The 20,532-nt window shown below is 59.3% G+C and carries 22 protein-coding genes; 4 read left to right on the top strand and 18 right to left on the bottom strand.

The window, feature by feature from the left end:
- Positions 1–40 precede the first annotated feature (40 nt).
- Together ACSQ36_RS23380 and ACSQ36_RS23375 are read right to left on the bottom strand one after the other, a co-directional pair.
- Entirely contained in the window at positions 41–868 is an 828-nt protein-coding gene (locus tag ACSQ36_RS23380; protein ID WP_436183763.1) for an alpha/beta fold hydrolase, read from the bottom strand.
- Complete coding sequence (locus ACSQ36_RS23375; protein ID WP_213762142.1) at positions 858–1,445, bottom strand: amino acid synthesis family protein; 588 nt, start codon at positions 1,443–1,445, stop codon at positions 858–860. Before ACSQ36_RS23375 ends, ACSQ36_RS23380 begins: the two co-directional genes overlap by 11 nt.
- A gap of 431 nt (positions 1,446–1,876) precedes the next feature.
- Here ACSQ36_RS23375 and ACSQ36_RS23370 point away from each other — a divergent pair, with 431 nt between their 5' ends.
- From ACSQ36_RS23370 to ACSQ36_RS23360, 3 genes are all read left to right on the top strand, one after another.
- Complete coding sequence (locus ACSQ36_RS23370; protein ID WP_436183762.1) at positions 1,877–3,514, top strand: tetratricopeptide repeat protein; 1,638 nt, start codon at positions 1,877–1,879, stop codon at positions 3,512–3,514.
- 707 nt (positions 3,515–4,221) lie between these two features.
- Positions 4,222–4,521, top strand: a complete 300-nt coding sequence (locus ACSQ36_RS23365; RefSeq protein WP_213762140.1) for a hypothetical protein — start codon at positions 4,222–4,224, stop codon at positions 4,519–4,521.
- Positions 4,522–4,645: 124 nt separating this feature from the next.
- Positions 4,646–5,449 carry a glycosyltransferase family 2 protein gene (locus ACSQ36_RS23360; protein WP_436183761.1) on the top strand — a complete coding sequence of 268 codons (804 nt, stop codon included), beginning with the start codon at positions 4,646–4,648 and terminating at the stop codon, positions 5,447–5,449.
- Positions 5,450–5,537: 88 nt separating this feature from the next.
- Here ACSQ36_RS23360 and ACSQ36_RS23355 read toward each other — a convergent pair whose 3' ends face one another.
- The 9 genes from ACSQ36_RS23355 to ACSQ36_RS23315 all read right to left on the bottom strand — a co-directional run bounded on the left by ACSQ36_RS23355 (position 5,538) and on the right by ACSQ36_RS23315 (position 13,925).
- The gene (locus tag ACSQ36_RS23355) at positions 5,538–6,227 is read right to left on the bottom strand and encodes a GntR family transcriptional regulator (RefSeq protein ID WP_436184927.1); all 690 of its coding nucleotides are present in this window, start codon (positions 6,225–6,227) and stop codon (positions 5,538–5,540) included.
- Positions 6,228–6,335: 108 nt separating this feature from the next.
- Complete coding sequence (locus tag ACSQ36_RS23350) at positions 6,336–7,418, bottom strand: ABC transporter ATP-binding protein (RefSeq protein WP_436183760.1); 1,083 nt, start codon at positions 7,416–7,418, stop codon at positions 6,336–6,338.
- Positions 7,415–8,212 carry an ABC transporter permease gene (locus ACSQ36_RS23345; RefSeq protein WP_436183759.1) on the bottom strand — a complete coding sequence of 266 codons (798 nt, stop codon included), beginning with the start codon at positions 8,210–8,212 and terminating at the stop codon, positions 7,415–7,417. Before ACSQ36_RS23345 ends, ACSQ36_RS23350 begins: the two co-directional genes overlap by 4 nt.
- Before the next feature lies 1 nt (position 8,213).
- The gene (locus ACSQ36_RS23340) at positions 8,214–9,098 is read right to left on the bottom strand and encodes an ABC transporter permease (protein ID WP_436183758.1); all 885 of its coding nucleotides are present in this window, start codon (positions 9,096–9,098) and stop codon (positions 8,214–8,216) included.
- Positions 9,099–9,144: 46 nt separating this feature from the next.
- Positions 9,145–10,182 (bottom strand): ABC transporter substrate-binding protein, encoded by a 1,038-nt coding sequence (locus tag ACSQ36_RS23335; protein WP_436183757.1) that lies wholly within the window; start codon positions 10,180–10,182, stop codon positions 9,145–9,147.
- A 61-nt stretch (positions 10,183–10,243) separates the two neighbouring features.
- Entirely contained in the window at positions 10,244–10,558 is a 315-nt protein-coding gene (locus tag ACSQ36_RS23330) for an NIPSNAP family protein (RefSeq protein ID WP_213762134.1), read from the bottom strand.
- 22 nt (positions 10,559–10,580) lie between these two features.
- A complete protein-coding gene (locus ACSQ36_RS23325; protein WP_436183756.1) occupies positions 10,581–12,053 on the bottom strand; it encodes an aldehyde dehydrogenase in 1,473 nt (490 codons plus the stop codon).
- 15 nt (positions 12,054–12,068) lie between these two features.
- A complete protein-coding gene (locus ACSQ36_RS23320; protein WP_436183755.1) occupies positions 12,069–13,112 on the bottom strand; it encodes an LLM class flavin-dependent oxidoreductase in 1,044 nt (347 codons plus the stop codon).
- A gap of 273 nt (positions 13,113–13,385) precedes the next feature.
- On the bottom strand, positions 13,386–13,925 hold the full coding sequence (locus ACSQ36_RS23315; protein WP_346730432.1) for a TetR/AcrR family transcriptional regulator: 540 nt from the start codon (positions 13,923–13,925) through the stop codon (positions 13,386–13,388).
- A gap of 193 nt (positions 13,926–14,118) precedes the next feature.
- Here ACSQ36_RS23315 and ACSQ36_RS23310 point away from each other — a divergent pair, with 193 nt between their 5' ends.
- Positions 14,119–14,916, top strand: coding sequence for an inositol monophosphatase family protein (locus tag ACSQ36_RS23310; protein ID WP_436183754.1), 798 nt, complete (start codon positions 14,119–14,121; stop codon positions 14,914–14,916).
- A 112-nt stretch (positions 14,917–15,028) separates the two neighbouring features.
- Here the strand turns inward: ACSQ36_RS23310 and ACSQ36_RS23305 are convergent, their stop codons facing one another.
- The 7 genes from ACSQ36_RS23305 to ACSQ36_RS23275 form a co-directional block, all read right to left on the bottom strand.
- On the bottom strand, positions 15,029–15,790 hold the full coding sequence (locus ACSQ36_RS23305) for a Fic family protein (RefSeq protein ID WP_213762129.1): 762 nt from the start codon (positions 15,788–15,790) through the stop codon (positions 15,029–15,031).
- A 345-nt stretch (positions 15,791–16,135) separates the two neighbouring features.
- Positions 16,136–16,573 carry a DUF29 domain-containing protein gene (locus ACSQ36_RS23300; protein ID WP_436183753.1) on the bottom strand — a complete coding sequence of 146 codons (438 nt, stop codon included), beginning with the start codon at positions 16,571–16,573 and terminating at the stop codon, positions 16,136–16,138.
- 53 nt (positions 16,574–16,626) lie between these two features.
- A complete protein-coding gene (locus ACSQ36_RS23295) occupies positions 16,627–16,857 on the bottom strand; it encodes a hypothetical protein (protein ID WP_213762127.1) in 231 nt (76 codons plus the stop codon).
- A 123-nt stretch (positions 16,858–16,980) separates the two neighbouring features.
- Complete coding sequence (locus ACSQ36_RS23290) at positions 16,981–17,877, bottom strand: MBL fold metallo-hydrolase (protein ID WP_436183752.1); 897 nt, start codon at positions 17,875–17,877, stop codon at positions 16,981–16,983.
- Entirely contained in the window at positions 17,864–18,637 is a 774-nt protein-coding gene (locus tag ACSQ36_RS23285) for an SDR family NAD(P)-dependent oxidoreductase (protein WP_436183751.1), read from the bottom strand. Before ACSQ36_RS23285 ends, ACSQ36_RS23290 begins: the two co-directional genes overlap by 14 nt.
- Positions 18,638–18,647: 10 nt before the next feature.
- A complete protein-coding gene (locus ACSQ36_RS23280; protein WP_436183750.1) occupies positions 18,648–19,619 on the bottom strand; it encodes a shikimate dehydrogenase family protein in 972 nt (323 codons plus the stop codon).
- The gene (locus ACSQ36_RS23275; protein ID WP_436183749.1) at positions 19,616–20,266 is read right to left on the bottom strand and encodes a glucose-6-phosphate isomerase; all 651 of its coding nucleotides are present in this window, start codon (positions 20,264–20,266) and stop codon (positions 19,616–19,618) included. The genes ACSQ36_RS23280 and ACSQ36_RS23275 overlap by 4 nt, the downstream gene beginning before the upstream one ends.
- Between the last annotated feature and the right edge of the window lie 266 nt (positions 20,267–20,532).

Raw genomic sequence — 20,532 nt, 5'->3', positions numbered from 1 at the left:
ATACGTAGATCCGAAGTGGCTCAGACACTCAATCAAGCACTCAGGCGCCACTCGCTTCACGAATAAACTGCACCAACCGCTGGTTCACAATCGCCGGCGCGGTGACGTTCATCATGTGCCGTTCATTCGCAATGATTTCCGCGCGGCCGCGCGGCGCAGCAGCCGCCATTGAATGCGACATCGCGGGACTCGAATTCGGATCGCACTCGCCGGTCATGAACAACGCAGGCATCGCAAGTTGCGGCAAACGCCCGACATGCGCCTGGTCCGAACTCGCAAACAACCGGTAAGTCCGCGCATACCCCTCCGGATTCACGGTCGCCAGCAACGAACGCACAAGCTCGGCCACCTGGGCGAGATGACCCGGCACCGGATCGTCGAACCAGCGCGCAACGGTTGCATCAATGCTCGGTTGTTCAAGCCCCCCGCCCTCCAGCAATGCCGCGCGCTGCATCACTGCCGCCCGCTGCGTCGGCGTGCGGTCGTACACCGCGTTCAGCGCAACCACGCTTGCCACCCGCTGCGGATATTGCAACGCAAACTCAAGTGCGATCAGCGAGCCCATCGAGTGACCGACTACATGCGCTGCATCAATCCGCAAATGATCCAGGAGCGCAGCAAGCTGTCCAGCGTATTCATCGAGCGCGGGGGACGCCGCCGGCAAGCGGCTCACGCCGTGGCCCAGCATGTCATACGACACGACCCGAAAACACGCCCGCAGCGCGCTCACCTGGGGCGCCCACACGCTGCGGTTCATGCCCACGCCATGGATCAGGACGAGCGCCGGCCCCTCGCCCGCCACGCTGTACGCCGTGCCGTCGAACACGCCGCTGATCGACGCACGGCCAGTCACCGTTTCATGCTTCATTGGACCCAAGCTCCTTCAGATCCTGATAGCGGTCACCAATCCGATGATGCGGCCGCCCGCCAATCGACGCACCCAGCGCAATCACGATCTCATCGGGGCCGGGGGCGTCGATGATCGAGAACTGGATGGTGAGGTAATGCGACCGCATGCCTTCATCGCCTTTATGCATTAGTGGGATGGTCACTGGACAGTTAGGACCACCACGCAAATTCGTGAAACTCAAATAACTCTTCGCACCCACCGCTTCGCGAAACTTGTTGCCAAAGCGCAGCGTGTGAATCAACGCCGACGCATGTTCGACTTCGCCCGACGTCCCGACAATCGCCGCTTTCCCGTAACCCTCCACCGCTTCGCCCGATCCGGCAATCCGCAGGATCTCGCCGGTCAGAAGCTCGCCCAGTTGCGGCGCAAGTCCATGAATCTCGGGGCGCAGGTCATCGACGAAACCACGTCCCGCCCACGGATTGCGCAGCACGGCTGCTGCCGCGAACAGCTTCAACGGCCGCTCAGCCGCTTTACCGCCTTCGATGAAGGTGTCTTCCACATAGGTAACCAGCTTGCGAATCTCGAGTTTCATGGGGTTGTTCTCCGTAGGCAAAAACGCCGTGGCTTCGTGCGATGGCGCCGTCAACATATTATGGTATTCCATATTACTGTACGCAAGAATTTTTGACGATTGAGGGGTTTACGAGAGCACGCCAGGAAACCGGGCTTACAAGCATTTCACCGCCATCTGTAACGTTTCATGCAATCGCCCTGAGCCGACAGCGACAGCCGCTTCCCACACGGCCACCCGTCGTTTTCGCATCGGACGTTTTCGGAACAGTCCTACAGACCTGTCGCGCCGCTGCGCAGAAAATCGACGCCCGATAGAACGCACGCATCCTTGTGTGTGCCACCCCTCCCGGCAGAGCGCCGGTCTAGCCTCGCCGTCGTCGTACAGTGCAGCGTCGTTTTAATCGTGCACAGCCACCGCTTAACCGCGTAACGCACACCGCTTTTCCCAACATGCCCAACCTCTCGCGCTCGCCATCGGACAACATTCAAACTTGGTATGGCGAGGCCGAAAAAGCGCGTCAAGCCGGCGATATCGCCACGGCGCAAGCCGCCGTCGAGCGGATCCTTGAGCAAGACCCGAGGCGTGCCGGCGCCCTTTACTTGCGCGGGCTGTTGGCGCTCGATTCGAACCAGTTCGACGCCGCGCAAAGCTGGGTTGAGCGCGCTATCGAGGTCCATCCTCATCTGGACTTCTACAACACGCTGTGCGTCATTCAACTCACGTTGAATGCCTACGCAAGCGCGCTGCAAACGGCCCGGCAGGGTCTTGCGCTCCAGCCCGATTCGATCGAGCTGCGCTTCTACGAAGCGGGCGCGCTGGTCATGCAAGGGTTTCTCGACGACGCGGCCGTCAGCTATTGCAAGCTGCTCGCGATCGAACCGGATAACCTGCAGGTGGTCGCTAACCTTGGCGTTGTTGCCCAACTTCTGGACAGGCTAGAGGAGGCCGAGCGGCACCTGCGGCGCGCAATCGCGTTATCACCGGATTCTCGCAGCGCTCGCGGCCATCTCGGGACGGTCTTGCTGGCAACGGGGCGTTACGAAGAAGGGTGGCTCTGTTACGAGGACCGCTGGGCCAATTTTGTGCACGCCGACGGAAGCCCATCTATAGAAGCACGCCCACGAGTCCCACTCCCGCAATGGCGAGGTGAACGTCCGGAGTCGGTCATTCGCGCGGAACACGACCCCGCACGAGGAGCACGTCTGCTGGTCGTTCCAGAACAAGGTCATGGCGACAGCCTGCAGTTTGTCCGCTACCTGCCCCTGGCGCTCGAGCGCTTTTCGCAGGTAGGTCTCATTTGTTCGCCCTCCTTGCGCCGCCTGTTTGAAGAGTCGCTTTGTTCCCGCTGGCCGGGCCTCGTCATGCTTGATGACGGACTCTCTGCCCTCGATCACTGGGACTGGCACTGCTCCATGATGTCGCTACCCATGGCGTTCGGCACCCGCCTCAACAACGTTCCGGCCGCCATGCCTTATCTCTTTGCCGATCCCGCACGCGCCGCCCTGTGGCATGCCAAACTCGCCGCATTGCCTGATCCCGGACTGCCCTGCGTCGGTGTGGTCTGGGCCGGCGGCGATGCGAACACGATGGGGGACAAAGAGCGCAGCCTGATGCCCGCGCAAATTGCGCCGCTGCTCGCATTGCGAGACATCCGCTGGATCAGTCTTCAGAAGACCGATAACCCGGCGAAGCGCGCTGATGCCGCCAGCGAGGCAAGGCTGACCGACTGGATGGACGAAGTCACGGACTTTGCGGACACCGCTGCCCTGATCGAGAATCTCGACCTGGTGATCGCCGTCGATACGTCCGTGGCGCATCTGGCCGCAGCAATGGGTAAGCCGGTATGGCTGCTCAACCGTTTCGCCGGTTGCTGGCGCTGGTTGCGCGAACGGGATGACAGCCCGTGGTATCCCACCATCCGACTCTTCAACCAGCGGCAGCGGGGCAACTGGGACGAGGTGCTGACCCACGTCGCTACGGCCTTGCAGCAGCAATTCGTACCGCAGGACGGGCGGCCCAATCCAACCGGGAAGCCCACGCTCCGACAGTCAGCAACGAGCGCCCAGTTTCATACGGGCAACCTGTGATTGTATCGAGCGCCCCGCTGGCAGAACCCGTTGAGTTCTATGGCCGTGATTCCTCGAAACGGTATCACGATGCTCAAGTGCTCCCTTCCCGTCAGCGTGGGATGCACGTACCACACACTCTTCTTGGGACGGCATCTTTCCCAGATGACACGAACCCGGGCGGATGTCGGAGCGGATACTGCGCTGACGGCACGCTCACGAGCCCATCATTGGGACACCAGATGGCATAGCCCCCTGCCCGGTAATACCCATGCTCCGACGTTTGTGCCCAGGCGGTCTGGAAATAGGCGTTCCTCTGGGCGGTGTTTCAGCAGCCCATTAGGATTTGTCTCATCAATATTAAGAATATGCCGATATACCGATGAGCATAAAAAAAATACACTTATCCCTGTCGATTTTGTTCCACTTTTGGTTCCGCTTACCGCTACAAAGGATCCCCTCGGAGTACGCCCGGATCACGCATTTAAAATGCGGCTCGGAATCTGCCGTTGTGGGGACTCATAATGCATGGAAGACCCTATTGGTCAGGCATAGCGCGAACTGTGTCACAGAGCCTTGGTCAAGATTGATCGCCTTTCGACGGATTTTTATTCTGCAACATAACGAATAAAATTCAATCAACATAAATTCTTTGCCTTGGACAAGCTTTGTCAGGCTAAACGAGATGAGGTATTAAATTGGACAATTTGAGTACAGCAAATAGATTCATGGGTAGTTTTTTTGTCGGCACCGTGGTCACAGCCGGCGTCCTGCTGATGCTTGACTATGCAAGCACCTACTGGCCGCTTCTCGCGACCCTTAATGCATTCGAACAGGTGCTGGCAGCGGGAGTCATCTCTATTATTCTTTTGAATGCGAGGCCATTGGCGTTAAAGACAATCTGGGCCCACCGACGTGACGAATTCCTGCTCGATGAAGATTTAAATACAATCATTCGCGGCAGGACGTTCGGTGTCCCTGCTGGAGTCATTATTGCGATCCTGATAAAACTCTGCATTTTATCTTGAAGTTTTATGGCAAGGAATCATCATCTGCACGTTCTGTAAAACTCCACAACCTGTCATATCATTAATGGCATGAAATGTAGTCTCACAGTTTTTCAGCTATCGTTTTATCAGGAATCTTTTAAAGATGAGTGAACAGGTCGCTGTCCCTACCCTCGCAACCATTATTCCTTGCCACAACAACGCCGATACTCTGGAACGCGCGATTTATTCCGCACTTAACCAGCCTGAACTGGACGAACTGGTAATCGTGGTCGACGGAGCTAGCGACAATAGCCTGCTGGTCGCGCAGAAGTTCGCGCAAAGTGACCCACGCGTGCGCGCCATTGGTCTTGCCACTTGTAGTGGACCCTCGCTGGCGCGTAATTTAGGGGCTGCGGCGGCGACTACTGACATCCTGTGCTTTCTCGATGCCGACGATGAACACTTGCCCGGCTATTACGCCTTTGCAAAGGCAAACCTTGCGGCCAATCCGCAATGGGCTGGCCTGAAATCAGGCATACAGATTGTCGATTTACCGGATGATTTGTCGTGCGAGGATAGCGATCCTCGTTATATGGCTGCGGTGTTTTCCGCACCGTGGAATCTTGCGATGCGCAGGCCGCTATTCTGGCTCGCCGGCGGATTCCCTCAGGGCGAAGCCTTTCGCGGCAAGCTAGGTAGTGAGGATACGGTGTTCAACACTGCATTTCGCGAATGCTTCGACGTTTGGTTCACGCCTCAAAAATTTTGTCGTCACTACAACCGGCCGGGTTCACATCTCGAAGTGTTTCTGCGTCGCGCCCGCGTGGTGGACGGGCAGATTCATTTTAATGAATTCCTGCCCGAGGAACTTGATGGCTCGCTACGTGATGCTACCGTCCGGCACGTCGCACAAGCCGTTGCCAATCAGTCAATGCCCTCTCTTAAAACAGCCGCGAATGCAGCTTGAGCGTCCTCGCGAGATGAAGGCTATGTAGTGTGCCTCGCAGTTGACGTCCTTGTGACGGTTGTTGTCGCTATTGAACCGCCTTTACATATCAATCAATCACGCTGGTTTCAGCCGCCCTCTCGGCAAGCATGGCCATCACAATGCCGGCTGTGCGCCGCACATGTTCGAGCGATGCCGCAGCGGCGGCATCGCCATCTTTCTTGGCGATAGCAGCCAGCAGCTTGTTCATCTCGCGATTCGAGTCCGCACCCCTTCCCGGCGAAGCAATGGTCACGGATCGCAACTGGTTGATGCGCGCGTTCAAGGACTTGACCACCTGATGCATCATCAGCTTCTGGCCGCCAGTGAACATGGCTTCGTAGAAACGCTCCGTGTAGGTCAGCACGCGCTTGAAGTCGGACTGGTCGAAGGCCTCTTCAATCTCCTTGCGAATTTCGCGTAGCTGCTTCACCAGCGCCGGGGTTGCATGCTCCGCACAAGCGCGCGCCGCCTCGGACTCGAGCAACGCACGAATTTCATAGATCTCCTGAACCTGCTCCGGGTCGAGCCGCGCGACAATCGGCCCGGAATGCGCGACGGTCTCGACCAGCCCCTCTGTCTCGAGGTGGCGCAGCACTTCGCGCACCACGGTCCGGCTGACGCCCAGTTGATCGCATAGCGTGCGCTCGATCAGGCGGTCGCCGGGATGATAGATGCCCTGTGAAATTGCATCGCGCAACTTCGCGAGCGTCAGCTCGCGCAACGTCGGTGCACTTCGGTCGACACGCATTTGATCGATCATGGTTTTGTTGTCTCCGGTCTGATATCCGGAATCCCTGGTTTTTGGAATCCCATAGTATTGCACACACGTGCCGTATTCTCGTCGGCCTCGCAGGGCACGCGTTCATCAAGCAGCGAACACCCGGGCGCTCTCGTTCTCCCATTCAAGCCACGCCCGCGCACCGACCGCCAGGCTCGGCTCGCGCGAACTGATGGACGTCCGTACCGCGATCTCCTGTTCCCAGGGCGTAGCGACCGCGTAGTGCATGGTATCGCCGAGATACGTGACATCGCGAACGACCACCTGCAAGCCGCCGTTCGAAGCCTCCGACGGTTGCGCGCGAATCCGGATCTGTTCGGGCCGAAGCATCAGCGCGCCGTTGTCGCCATCGTTTAGCGCATGATCGAACCCGCCGACCGATACCGGCTTGCCGTTCGGAAACACCGCCTGCGACGAGCCGTTTCTGCCTGCCAGCGTAACCGGCAAGAAATTAGAGTTGCCGATGAAACTCGCGACAAAACGCGACGCCGGCTTCGCATAAAGCTCCTCGCCGCTGCCCACCTGCTCGATGCGCCCTTTGTTGAACACAGCGATGCGGTCAGACAGGCGCAGCGCCTCTTCCTGGTCGTGGGTCACATACAGGATCGTCACGCCGGTCTGCTGGTGGATGCGCCGGAGTTCTGTCTGCAGTTCCTCGCGCAGCTTCTTGTCGAGCGCGGAAAGCGGTTCGTCCATCAGGAGGACCGGCGGATCGTAGGCGAGCGCGCGGGCAATCGCCACGCGCTGCTGCATCCCGCCCGATAGCTGATCCGGCATGCGGTCGCGGCAATCGCCGAGGTGCACGAGCTTGAGCATCTGCTCGACCTTCGACTTCACCTGGGCATCGGGCAAACGCCGCACGCGCAACGGAAACGCGACGTTCTCTCCAACCGTGAGATGCGGGAACAGTGTGTAGCGCTGAAACACCATGCCGATGTTGCGCTTGTTCGGCGCGACCGACAGCAGCGACTTGCCGTCGAGCAGCACGCGTCCTTCGGTGGGCGACTGAAAGCCCGCGACAATGTACAAAGTCGTGCTCTTGCCCGAGCCCGACGGTCCGAGGAAGGTCATGAACTCGCCCTTCTTGATATCGAGCGAAACATGGTCGATAGCGACCACCTGGTCGTAGGTTTTACGAAGCCGTTGAATTTGCAAAAACGGTGCGCTCACGATTTACCTCTCTTGAGAACAAGCCCCAGCAACATCAGGATGACAGTCAGGCCGACCAGCAATGAAGACGCCGCGGCAATCACAGGCGTCAGGTCCTGCCGCAACGTGCTCCAGATGCGCACGGGCAGCGTCTGCAAGGTCGGGCTCGCCATGAAGATCGACACCACGACCTCGTCCCAGGACGCCAGGAACGAGAAGATGGCAGCGGCGAACAGGCCGAGTCGAATGGCGGGCAGCGTGACGCGCCACTTCACCTCGAACGGACTTGCACCGCAGATCAGCGCAGCGTCTTCGAGCGCGGTATCGAAACTCTCCAGCGAATTGCTGATGGCGATGATCGAAAATGGCAACGCGATGATCAGGTGCCCGATCACGAATCCGACCAGCGTTCCGGTCAGGCCGATGCGCAGGAAAAAGGCGTACAACGCAACGGCGAGCACGACCACGGGCAGTACCATCGGTGTCAGGAAAAACGCTTTCAGCAGCGTACGTCCCCGGAAGCTGCCACGCGTCAATGCGAGCGAAGCAAAGAGGCCGAGCACGACCGACAACACCATCACGACCACGCCCAGTTCGACACTGGTGATCAGCGAGTCGAGCCAGCCCGGATCAGAAAACAGCATGCTGTACCAGCGCCACGTCCAGCCGGGCGGCGGAAACATCAGCCACTGCGAATCACCGAACGACAACGCGACGATGAACAGCACCGGCAGCAGCAGGAACAGCGACACGGCCGCGCCGACACCCAGCAGCGCCCAGCGCAACGGTCCGAGACGATCGAAATCGAGCAGCATGTCAGTGGACTCCGGAAGCACCCGGCGCGCGGCCGGAAAAGCGCAGTTGCACCGCATAGAGCGATAGCGTCACGAGCAGCAACACGAAGGCGGCGGCGCCCGCGAGCCCCCAGTTCAGCAATTGCTGCACGAGTTGCGCGATCAGTTCGGCGAGCATCATGTACTCCGGACCGCCAAGCAACGCAGGCGTCACGAAGTACCCGAGCGCCATCACGAACACCATCAATGCACAGCTCGCAATGCCGGGCATGGCGAGGGGCACCAGCACGCGCCAGAACGCCTGCCAGCGGCTCGCGCCGCAGATAGCAGCCGCACGCAGCGTGGTGGGATCGATGGCGCGCAGGGTCGCGTGCAGCGGCATCACGAGGAACGGCAACATGATGTACGTCATGCCGATCGTGACGCCGGTCAGGTTGTTGACCAGCGTCAGCGGTTCATGAATCACGCCCAGCCACATCAGCAAGCGATTGATCGGACCTGTCTGCTGCAGCAGCACCATCCAGGCGAAGGTGCGTGCGAGCAGGTTGGTCCACATCGACAGCAACAAGATCGCGAACACCAGCTTGCTGACCCAGCGCGGTGCGATGGCAAGCAGCCATGCAGTGGGAAAGCCGATCACGAGCGTGACCGCCGTCACTACCGAGGCCACGAAGAACGTGTTGCCGAACACCCGCAGGTAAGTAGTCGAGCCGAATAACTGTGCATAGTTCTGCAAGCCGGGCGATGGGTCCAGCACGCTCCTCAGCAGCAGTGACAGCACCGGCAACAGGAAGAACACGATCAGCAACAGCAGGGCCGGCAACACTAGCCGCGCCCTCCTGAAACCGGCGCTCACCTTCGGCAGGATCACCGCAGGCTCCGCGACAGTGCTCAATGCGTTCGACATGACAACTCCTTCAAGATGATCGGCCGCCATTGCTTTTATTTCGGCTTTATTTCGATTGCCACGCATACCAGCGCTTGGCGATTTCATCGCGATGATCGGCCCAGTACTTCATGTCGAGGTTGATCTGCGTCGCCTTGTACTGGTCCGGCTGCGTCTTCGCGACATCGGCGGGCAGCAGCGCAGCCGACTTCAAGTTGACCGGCGCGTAGCCGGTTTCAGCCGCGAAATTCGCCTGCGCCTGCGCACTGGTCGCGGTGGCGAGGAACTTCATCGCCTCGTCCTTGTGCTTCGCGCCCTTCGGCACCACCAGCATGTCGGCGGCGGTCAGGTTCTGGTTCCAGGACACCCCCACATCCACGCCGGTTTGCTGCAATGCATGCAAGCGGCCGTTCCAGAATACGCCGAGCGGCGCCTCGCCCGATGCCATCAACTGCTGCGACTGCGCGCCGCCGCTCCACCAGACGATCTGGCTCTTGATGGTGTCGAGCTTCTTGAACGCACGGTCGAGGTCGAGTGGATACAGCTTGTCGGGCGCGACGCCATCGGCAAGCAACGCGACTTCCAGCACGCCCGGCGCGGACCATTTGTAGAACGTGCGTTTGCCGGGAAAGCGCTTGGTGTCGAAGAGATCTGCATAGTTAGCAGGACTGCCGTTCTTGAACGAAGCCTTGTTGTACCCGAGCACGAACGAATAATAGAAACTCCCGACCGCACCCGGTGACATGAAACGCGGATCGAGCTGGCTCTTGTTCACCACCGAATAATCGATCGGCTCGACCAGCCCGTCGCGCAATGCGGCATACGCAAAATCACCTTCCACGTCGACCACGTCCCACTGTACGTTACCGCTGTCGACCATGGCCTTGAGCTTGCCGTAATCGGTCGGCCCGTCCATCAGCACCTGGATTCCCGATGCCTGGGTGAAGGGCGCCGCCCACTCCTTCTGTTGAGCCGATTGCGTCGTGCCGCCCCAACTGGCGAACACGATCGGCGCGGCGGCCGCGAACACGGGCGCGGTAACCGAAACGGCAGCGGTGACGATCAATGCGCGCACCAGGGCGTGCAAATGTAAAGGTTGCTGCATGACGACTGCTCCTTGAAAGGAAACGGCTGGCTTCGAGAGGATTAACCTTCAACGGCTGGTTTTACTTGAGCGGCGAAAATGCAGCGGGCTTCATGATCTTGCTTTCCATCGTTTCCAGCAGCGCCTGAATCTTCGGTGCGAAGGTCTGCCACGCGGGGTCTTCCGCCAACCGCTGACGGCGAGCTTCGCGATCGTCGAGGCTTGTATAGGCCCATATGTGGACGATCTGGTTGAGTGGCCCGATCTCGGAGAAGAAGTAGCCCACGAGTTCTCCCAGATGCTGCTTCTGTAAAACGATGCCCTCTTCCTCAACCAGTTTCAGGTACGCGGGAACCGCGCCGGTGCGGATCTTGTAAGTGCGAATTTCGTAGTACATGGCGGCTCGTTCTTGTATGTCTTTAACGCATGACGAAGGGATCGGCGATCGGCTCGTCCGAGGTACGGATCCATACGGATTTGGTGCGGGTGTAGTCGAGCACGGCGTCGAGTCCGCCTTCGCGTCCGAGACCGCTCAACTGGTAACCGCCGAACGGGACGATCGGTGAAACCGCGCGATAGGTATTCACCCATACGATGCCGGCGCGAAGCCGGCGAATCAGCCGATGTGCGCGCGTCAGGTCGCGCGTGAATACGCCGGAAGCTAGGCCGTATCGCGTGTCGTTTGCAAGCGCAATTGCTTGCTCTTCGGTATCGAAACTCATCACGCTGAGCACGGGACCGAAGAGTTCCTGCGCGACGCTTGGCACATCTGACGTAGCGCATTCGACAATGGTTGGCTGGAAGAAAAACCCTTCACCCATGCCCTCGGGACGATGGCCGCCGGTCAACAGCGTCGCGCCCGCGGAGAGGCTTGCCGCGAGCACCGACTCAATATGATCGCGTTGTTTGGCCGTAGCCAGCGGGCCCATTTCCGTATCTACGTTTTGCGGATCGCCTATCTTGATTGCCCGCGCTTTCTCGACCAGTTTCGCCAGCAACCGGTCACGAATGCCGTGCTGCACGAGTAGCCGCGAACCCGCGACGCAACTCTGACCGGTCGCCGCGAAAATCCCCGCGATCACCGCGTTGCTGACGCTTTCGACGTCCGCGTCGTCGAAGACCAGTACCGGCGATTTACCGCCCAGTTCCAGCGAGGTCGCCGCCAGGTTCTCAGCCGAATTCCGCACGATATGGCGCGCCGTTTCGGGACCGCCGGTGAACGCGATTTTCGCGACGAGCGGATGAGTGGTGAGCGCATGACCGCAATCGGCGCCAAAACCCGTCAGGATGTTCACCACGCCTGCCGGAAAGCCAGCCTCATCAATCAGCCGCGCAAACGCGAGCAACGGTGCCGGACCCTCTTCCGATGCCTTGATAACGATCGTGCAACCCGCGGCAAGCGCCGGTCCTATCTTCACCGCCGACAAAAACAGTTGCGAGTTCCAAGGCACGATTCCGGCCACGACACCCACCGGCTCGCGTCGCAGAAACACTTCCATGTCCGGCTTGTCGACGGAAAGATAGGCTCCCTGGATCTTGTCCGCCACGCCCGCGTAATAGCGGTAATACTCAGCGACATAACCAATCTGGCTGCGCGTCTCGCGAATGATCTTGCCGGTATCGGCCGTCTCCAGTTCAGCCAGCTCCTGCGCGTTGGCCGCAACCAGATCGGCAAGCCGGTACAGCAGCTTGCCGCGCTGGCTTGCATTCAGGTTGGCCCACTCGGCCGAGAACAGCGCGCGATCGGCCGCTCTGACTGCCCGGTCGACATCCGCCGCGCTGGCCGCGGGCATGCTCGCCCAAACCTCGCCGGTCGCCGGATTGATACTGTCGAAGGTCTGCGAGGCGTCGCTGAATTCGCCATCGATGTAATGCTGGAACTTCTGCAACATGTCATCTGCTCCGGTTTAGCGGGCATCGAACGCGGGCATCACGTCGGAAATAAACAGCTCCAGCGAACGGCGTTTGCGCTCGAAGCTCATGTTGCTGTCGAGCCAGAAGCTGTATTGATCGAAGCCGAGTTCTTCATATTGTTTCAACCGGCCGATGACATCGGCGGGCTGGCCGATCACCAGGTTCTTGCGAATCTGCTCCGGGGTGTACTGCGGGAACGACGCGATGTCGGCTTCTGTCAGCGGTTCGATGAAGCCCTGCTCCACCGGCCGCTCGTTCTTGAACCACTTGCTGAAATAACAATAGAAGCGGCTCAGGTCCGCCACGGCGGCATCGACTTCCGCAGCATCCGCGCCCACGAAGGTGTGCATCAACATCATGATCTGTGGACGCGGCACGTCGGGGTTCGCCATGCAGGCCGCGTTGAAACGGTCCATCAGGTTCACCACTTCGCCGTCACCCGCCGCCAGCGACGTGACCTGTACATGGCAGCCATTCCTCACCGCGAACTCATGCGAATTCGGATCGCGCGCGGCGAGCCACATCGGCGGATTGGGTTGCTGGACCGGGCGCGGCACCGGCGTGGTCGAAGGCCACGACCAGAACTCGCCCTGATGCGCGTAGTCGCCCTTGAACAGGTTCCGCAGTGCCGGCACGAGTTCACGCATCCGTGCGCCCGCGCCGAACGCGTCGAGGCCCGGTAGCAAGCGTTCGTATTCGAAGGAGTACGCACCGCGCGCAATGCCGAGGTCGAGGCGCCCGTTGCTCGCGACGTCAACCATGCCGGCTTCGCCCGCAAGGCGGATCGGATGCCAGAACGGTGCGATCACCGTGCCGGTGCCGAGACGAATGCGTTCGGTGCGCGCAGCAAGGTATGAAAGGTTGATGAAGGGGTTCGGCGCGATCGTGAATTCCATCGCGTGGTGCTCGCCGACCCACGCGGTTTCGAAGCCGCCCTGTTCCGCGATCTGGACAAGTTCGGTGAGTTCGTCGAAGAGTTGCCGATGCGAGGTATGCGCGTCGTAACGCTCCATATGGAGAAACAGCGAGAATTTCATGATCGACCTATGTGCAGAGAAACAGTCCGGCTTGCTGCGGGCGCGATGAACCCTGGCGTCCCGCTTCGTGTCGACCGCTTGAACGTTGCGGCTGGTATTACGGTATTCCATCGAATGTCGCAAATCAAGCGTTTCAATATTATGGTATTCCATAATATTAGATGCACATATGGATGGGGTTAGGGAGGAGGAGAAAGGCGCGGGTGAGCCCGTGCTGGAACGAACCGGAAGAAGTGAAGCGCTGAATAAGCTGAGGGATAGCGAACCGCTGGCTTACAGCCGCTCCACATAACCGAAGACCGCCCGGATCACCCGGCGTTCCAGTTCGCCGATGTCCGTTTCGCCGCGCTCTCCTGCGGAATCGGTCAGCCCGCGGGTGATCGCCAGGATGTCGTAGGCCAGGACGGAAACGTCCTCGGGCACACGCTCCGGGCGCTTCTTCAGCACCTCGGCAATGGCTGCATGAATGGCGCTTCCGACACGCACGGCATGCGCTGGAAACGGCAATCGGGCCTCCTCGAAATCGAGTAGCCGTGCGAGTTTCGGACGTGTGAGTTGATGCTCGGTCGCCGCGCGAATCATTGACCTTAGCGCGTCTGCCCAGTCGTCCATGCGAGCCGCTTTCACTACGGCGTCGAGCAAGACAGCAGACTCCTGCTCGATCAACGCGATGGTGATCGCGTCCTTACCCGGGTAGTACTGGTAAAGCGAGCCGATACTCACGCCTGCTCGCTCGGCAATTGCATTGGTCGTGTAACCCTCAAAGCCTTGCTGCTCCAGAATGTGAGCCGCCGCTTCGAGAATAATGCCCACGGTCCGGCTCGAACGTGGCTGAGCCGGTTGTTTCCTGGGGTTGAGGCGGGTAGCGGAGCGTGGTGGCGTCATGTCCGGAATGCGAGTAGCCGATGTGAGCTTGTGCTCGTATTATCTATCAAACATATCGACAAATGTGCTGATCGATTCCTTTCCGGGTTGAAAGCCTGCCCCTGACCACCGGCCTTATTTCATGATAATTAGCGATCCTTATCTTTTATCCGCCTTGATCCGTGGCGTTACCGATCAGTTGGCCGCATCGGCCGTGCCGCCCAAGCCGGACGAGACAGTCAATCAGCTCATACAACGCGTCACTCAAGCAAGCACATGGGCCAAAACGGTGATGCAAACGGCGCTCAGCCAACATTATCCGGGCATTGGATGGTCCAGTTCGGAGGCGCAGCCGGATAGCCCTGATGAAGCGGCCGCTTCAAGTCCGTATTGGGTCTATGACCCGATTGACGGCGCGTATCACTATATTCAGGGATTGCCGCTATGGTCCAGTTCGCTGGCTTTGATCAGCGAGGGCCGCACGGTCTTTTCAATCGTCTACGAACCATCGCTGCATGAGCTCTTCGTCGCGACAGAATTCGGCGGTGCGGTGCTTAACGGTGCGCCCTTGCGGGTATCGGGAAAGTCGGATTTACGCACGGCGGTTGTTGCTACCGCGTTGCCTCCCTTTGGATACGGCGACGAGGACGAACACCGTCGATCGGTTGCGTTGCTTGGCGCAATGTCCCGGCGTGTGTTTGTCGTGCGGCAGATGGCTTCGGCGTCGCTGCAGTTGGCTTATGTGGCTGCGGGACGGCTGGATGCCTATTGGGAAACCGGCAACGATTTATACGACTGGGTCGCAGGCGCGTTGCTGGTGCGGGAAGCTGGAGGTCAGGTCACTGACCTTGCCGGTGCGCCGCTAGGCTCGAATGCGAATGGCATTGCGGCGGCGCCGGCAGGTCTTGCGGTTGCGTTGCTTGAGGGGCTTGCGGATTGAAGACCGTCGGGCGGTTAAGGTTGGTGGTCGCCAGCGCCCCGGATTCGACCGGAAATCAATTTGTCGGAACAGGTCCGCGATCCGCGGCTCGTTATCGCCGGTGTTCGCTACGTTACGCTTTACGCAACCCCAAAACGTCGAGATACGTGTCGAGCGAACGCTGCACCGAGTTCGCTACCAGTTGCGTAATGCCGCTGAAATCGCCATTCGCGCACGCCTCATCTAGCGAATCGTAGTAGTCCAACCTGTCCTCTTTCCGGATGATTGCGGGGGGATAGCCGGCCTTCATCAACTCGAAGTTGAGAAGCAGGCGCCCGGTCCGGCCATTTCCGTCGACGAACGGGTGGATCTTGACGAATCGCGTGTGCAGTTCGGACGCACGTTCGACCACGTGCATTTGCCCTGCTTTTTCGTGCCACTCGATCAGCGACTTCATTTCCTGCGGAAGATGGAGAAAATCGGGCGGTGTCGTGCTCGCACCAGCGATCACCACGTTCTCCTGCCGATAGCGGCCAGCGCCCTTGTCGTCGATAGTCTTCAGCACGAGGCTGTGAATATTCCGTATCTGCCACTCCGTGAGCACCTCGTTCTTCCCGACGATCTCCTCCACAAAAAGGATCGCGTCGCGGTGGTTCGTGGCCTCGAAGTGTTCGCGCAGCGACTTGCCTCCAACCGTGATGCCCTCAAGCACCACCTTCGTCTCACGAAGCGTGAGCGTGTTTCCCTCGATCGCATTCGAGTGATACGTCCATTCCAGCATCAGTTTTTCGCGTAACGACGCGAGCGTGTGAGCGGGCAGCGGACGCGCTGCGTCCAGCTTGGCCTTATCGGCATCGATTGCTTGCAGCAGTGGCTGCCGTTGGGGGGTCGTCACGTTCTTGCGCCTTGCCTTTGTATAACGGATAACACATGAGGCGATTAACCCACGCCACCATTGCTGCCCTGTGTTTTCCAGCACGTCAAATGTGCCTTGACAGTTACCAGTCACGAGGCAGTTGTCGATATAGCCGTCAAGCGCTACAGGGCGTGTTGAACAGTACGGGCTGAACCCGAGATATCCTCACCGACTCCGGCCACCGTATTGCAGCCTGTCAACGAAAGCAACGTAACGACGAGCGATAACATCGTCACACAACGTCCAAATGTGTTCACCGCCACCCTCCAAATTTTCGGCTACCGGCCGTCATGCGGGGCGCAGCTCGCGCCATGGTCTTTTCCGCTATTCAGCGTAAAACTCTGACGACAATACCTCATCGACTTGCCACGGGAACGCCTCGGGGAACGCGTCGAGGTCCAGGCCAGTTTCGTTACTCGCTATGCTCCGTGCTTTGGACCAAACAATGTCGAGCCACGCCTCGTCGCCGAACTTGCCGCGCAAACTCGGCGCTTCACTCAGCACGTAGGCTACCTCTTTGCGCTGCGTACGGATCGTGAACTGCCAGCTCTTGCTACGCCGTCCCGGCTGGTATTGCCACTTCAGAAGATGAGCCAGCAGCACCGGCATGCGGCTCGCCAGTTCGCGTTGCTCGCTTTTGCCCACGTCCTCAATCTCCTCTGCAATGTGCTCAACGTCGATAGCGGTTAGCTTGCCCGCGCGTAACAGCCCTGCTTGCTCGTTGGCCCACGCCACCACGTCTTGTTCGTATCTCGTTCCCATGATTGTTCCGTATCGAGACAATGAGTAGATTATTGATGCACTTGTGCACCACGTCAACGCCCTTTCACGACCTTTAAGATAGTTTTTCGAGCATGATCAAGAACGTTGTCGGGGCATACCCGGCGCCGCGCGCTATCTGGTGCCGCGAGATACGCTTTCCATGTCGATAGCGCAATGGGGAATGCTTGTCCCTTATTAAGGGCCGCAAGCGCGTCAGCCTGTGTAATACCAGCCTGCTCAATAAGCGCACGCAGTGCAATGCCGTTATCAAGAACCTCGTTCATAGCTCTTACAGATGGTGTACAAGTGCACCTAGAATATCATGGGCAGCCGGACCCGGAAATGGCAGGTTCCAGCCGTTTTCTTCAGCTATTCACGGATTGTGAGGTTCCGGGCTATTCGGCACGCTAGCGCAAACGCCAGCCATACCCCTCTTGCGCACGAAACATCTCGAACGCCTTGGCCTTCTCAGTCGCGATCCGCTGATCAACCACCTCAGCCGATATCGTGTTGAAATCGAACAAGCCATAGTGATGCGCGATCATCGCTTGAGCGCCACCGTTGCGCGCCAACGCCACCGCTTCATCAAGCGTGAAATTGCCCGGCACGCCATTACCGCTACGCTGCGCATCGCGTCCGTTGACCGGCAGCAACGCGACATGCGGGGCATACGCAGCGACCGCTTCCTCAAGACCCGGGTAGGGAATGCAATCGCCCGAATGATACAAACGAATGCCCCCGGTATCTATCACATAACCGAGCCACGGATAATTCCCGTTCGCGTCCCGGTCCAGCGTCTCATGCGCAGACGCTATGGGCGTGACAAAACACCCATCAAGAATCTCCGCCCGGTCGCCCGCATTCACCGCAATCAACCGGTCGATGCCAACTCCGCATCGCTTGACCGCTTCATCGACCACCGCAGCGGGCACGACGAAACGAGCTTGCGGAAATCTCCGCGCCAGCGGCTGCAACGTCCCCGGGTCCATGTGATCCGTATGCTGGTGCGTGCACAGCACGATATCCAGCCTGTCCAGTTCATCGGGCAGAATGGGCGCCGCCATCATCCTCGCGTGCGGAAATTTTGCGCCCTGGTATTTCTCCGCCAGCGAATCCGACAGGTAGGGATCGATCAACATCCTGAACCGGTCGAACTCGATCACAAAACCCGCCTGCCCCAACCAGTGCAACGTCACTTCATCAGTTCCAGGCCCCGAGCGGGGATCGAGAAGCCGGTCACGCAAGGACGTATAGAACGTTTCAACGCGAAGGCTTGGGAACGCAGAAGAATCACCAGCAGACATAACCGCCGTCGGCGAGGACGATCGATCCGGTCATCAGGCTTGCTGCATCGCTGGCGAGGAACAGAATGACCGACGCCACTTCATCAACGCGTCCCATCCGGTTCATCGGTGTACCGCCAACCCAGTGCCGCAACTTTTCCTTGTCCTGGTAGACATAGCTATTCATCTCGGTGTCGATATACGTCGGCGCGACGGCATTCACCCGCACGCCCCGCGCGCCCCACTCCGCTGCCAGCGACTTCGTCAGATGATGAACCGCCGCCTTCGACGCGTTGTAGTTCGCCTGCTCCTGCGGCCGGTTGACGATAAACCCCGACATGGAGCCCACGTTCACAATGCTCCCTGAACCGCGCTCGAGCATGCCCTTGCCGAACGCGCGGCAGGCCCAGAACACGCCATTGAGATTGACGTCAATAACCTTGTTCCAGACCTCGTCGGCCATGGTTTCGGCCGGATGATTCGAGATCGCGATGCCCGCATTGTTGACCAGCACATCCACGCGCCCATGGCGCGCGACGACGGCGTCGTTGACACGCTGGGCAGCGGCCGGGTCGGTGACATCGAAGCGTTCGGTCTCGACACGCAAGCCCTTCGATGCCAGCGTTTCAGCGGCCTTGGCAAGCAGGTCAGCGTCCATGTCCGTGAGAACAACGAGCGCGCCGGCTTCGGCCAGCGCCTCGGTGGTAGCGAGACCGATGCCTCGCGCCGCGCCGGTGACAACAGCAATCTTGCCGGTCAGCTTGAACTTGTCGAGATACATGCATTGATCCTTAAATGAGTTTGGCGGGTGCCGGTTTGCCGGCTTGGGCCGCGATCCGGCTGATCTCGTCGAACTCGGGGCCGCGCACCGGAATCTCGACATGAAAGACTTCCGCGATCACGCGGGTCCAGCCATAGATGAAGTAGGTCCAGCCGTCCTCAATCTGCAGCGCGCGCGCGGTTTCCTGAGCCCGTGCCTGATCGAGGAAAACCAGGTTGCCGCGATAGTTCAGATCCCACACGACCGCGCGCTCCGGGAATACGGCCGCGTCGCTCAACGGCGAACCCGGCGCGTCCTTGCCCAGTCCGGTGGCGTTGATCACCAACGCGCCCGGCGACAAACGCCGCAAGACGGCGTCGTTATCTTCGGCCTTCGGCGCAACGACATATTCGCATGGAACATCGAATTTCAGCTCGCGATGGATACGTTCGATTTCCTCCAGCCTGCCAGCCGACCGATTCGACACAATGACCTTCGACGGCCGGTTTGCGCCACGTTCCTTTTGCATCAGATGCCAGGTCAGCGCGATGGTCGAGCCGCCCGCGCCCATCGAAAAAACTTCCGCGCCGGTGGTGGCGAAGTGATCCTTGTGGAGGAAACCATCGAGCGCAAAACCTGAAGTGATCGGATCTTTAGCATGACAGATGAATTGTCCATCCTGCTTCGAGAGGCAGCTCGTTTCGCCCATGGTCCGCGCGGTGGGATCGATGAAATCGAAGAGATCCTGGCACGCAGCGTACAAATCAATCTTGTGCGTGGTGACCAATGCGCCAAGCGACAGCGGATCGTGCTTGAGGAATTCAACCGCTTCCCGGTACGCGTCGGACGACGCATGCGGCTGGAAATCGATGCCCTTCATTTCCACGTCACCAAGACCGAGATGTTTCGCCCACTCGGGGAACACGCGCATGATCGAACTTTGCCCGGTCGTCACGCCGATGAAATAGAACGTGGGCCGCGTAGCGGGTAGATAAATTGTCATCGCGACACTCCTTCCGCGGCCATGACGCCACGCGCCAGCAGAGTCTCGACTTCCTGCTCCGTGCGCGGCTTGTACCGCGGGTTGGGTACGCTGCGCCATGAGCCCGCACCGTCATCGACAATGCGCAGCTTCATGCCGTTCGACTGCTCGATGATCGCGTAGTCCTGACCCGAATCCGCCGGATAGCAGAACAGCATCACGAAGTCGTCCTGCCCAAGATTCACTGACCGGTGAATCCACCTCGGCGGCACATAACAGGCCGTGTTTGCCTTGATCTCGACCACACGCGTATCGCCCGTCGGCGACTCCATCACCATCACACCGAACCCCTTGAGGCCGAAGTACAACTCGGGCCTGTCGATAGCCGCATGAATGTGGCCGCGCGTCATGAAGAACTCGTCGCCTACCTTGCCGGGACTCATGCGGGTTACGCCCGTGATCAGGTCGCCCGGGTTGCTGTTGGGCCGGTGATCGGTGACTTCATACACCACCTCATCGCCGCGAGCGGCTGCGAGCGCGTCGAACGCAGCGGGATCGGCATACAACCCGCCCAGGTCGCGCAGGAATTTCTGATAGCGCGAGTCAGTGCCGGTCATCAAGCCGGTCTGCAAGTCGACATCGAAGGAACGCGGTTCAGGCCATTGCATCGGGTCCATCTCCTTGAAATTGCAAGCCGCTTCGCCTTGATGAGCCATCAGCGTGAAATCATCGAAGGCTAAACGTTAGTTTTAATAATGATAACTTTAACGAAATTTCAAAACATGGGGGTTTTCCCCAAAGAACAAGCTCTGTTTTTCCGTTCAATGATAGCTATACTATCGTTCATGATGTGCAGACACAACGTTATCCCCGCTAACGTTGCGTCATATGCAAATTCGACCGCAAGGCAAGGCGGCGCTTCAAGAGCGCCGCA

Source organism: Caballeronia sp. LjRoot34 (genome assembly GCF_964253815.1).
Classification (GTDB): domain Bacteria; phylum Pseudomonadota; class Gammaproteobacteria; order Burkholderiales; family Burkholderiaceae; genus Caballeronia.
Note: the sequence above shows the minus strand (reverse complement) of the source record. Positions and strands in the feature narration are given on the sequence as shown.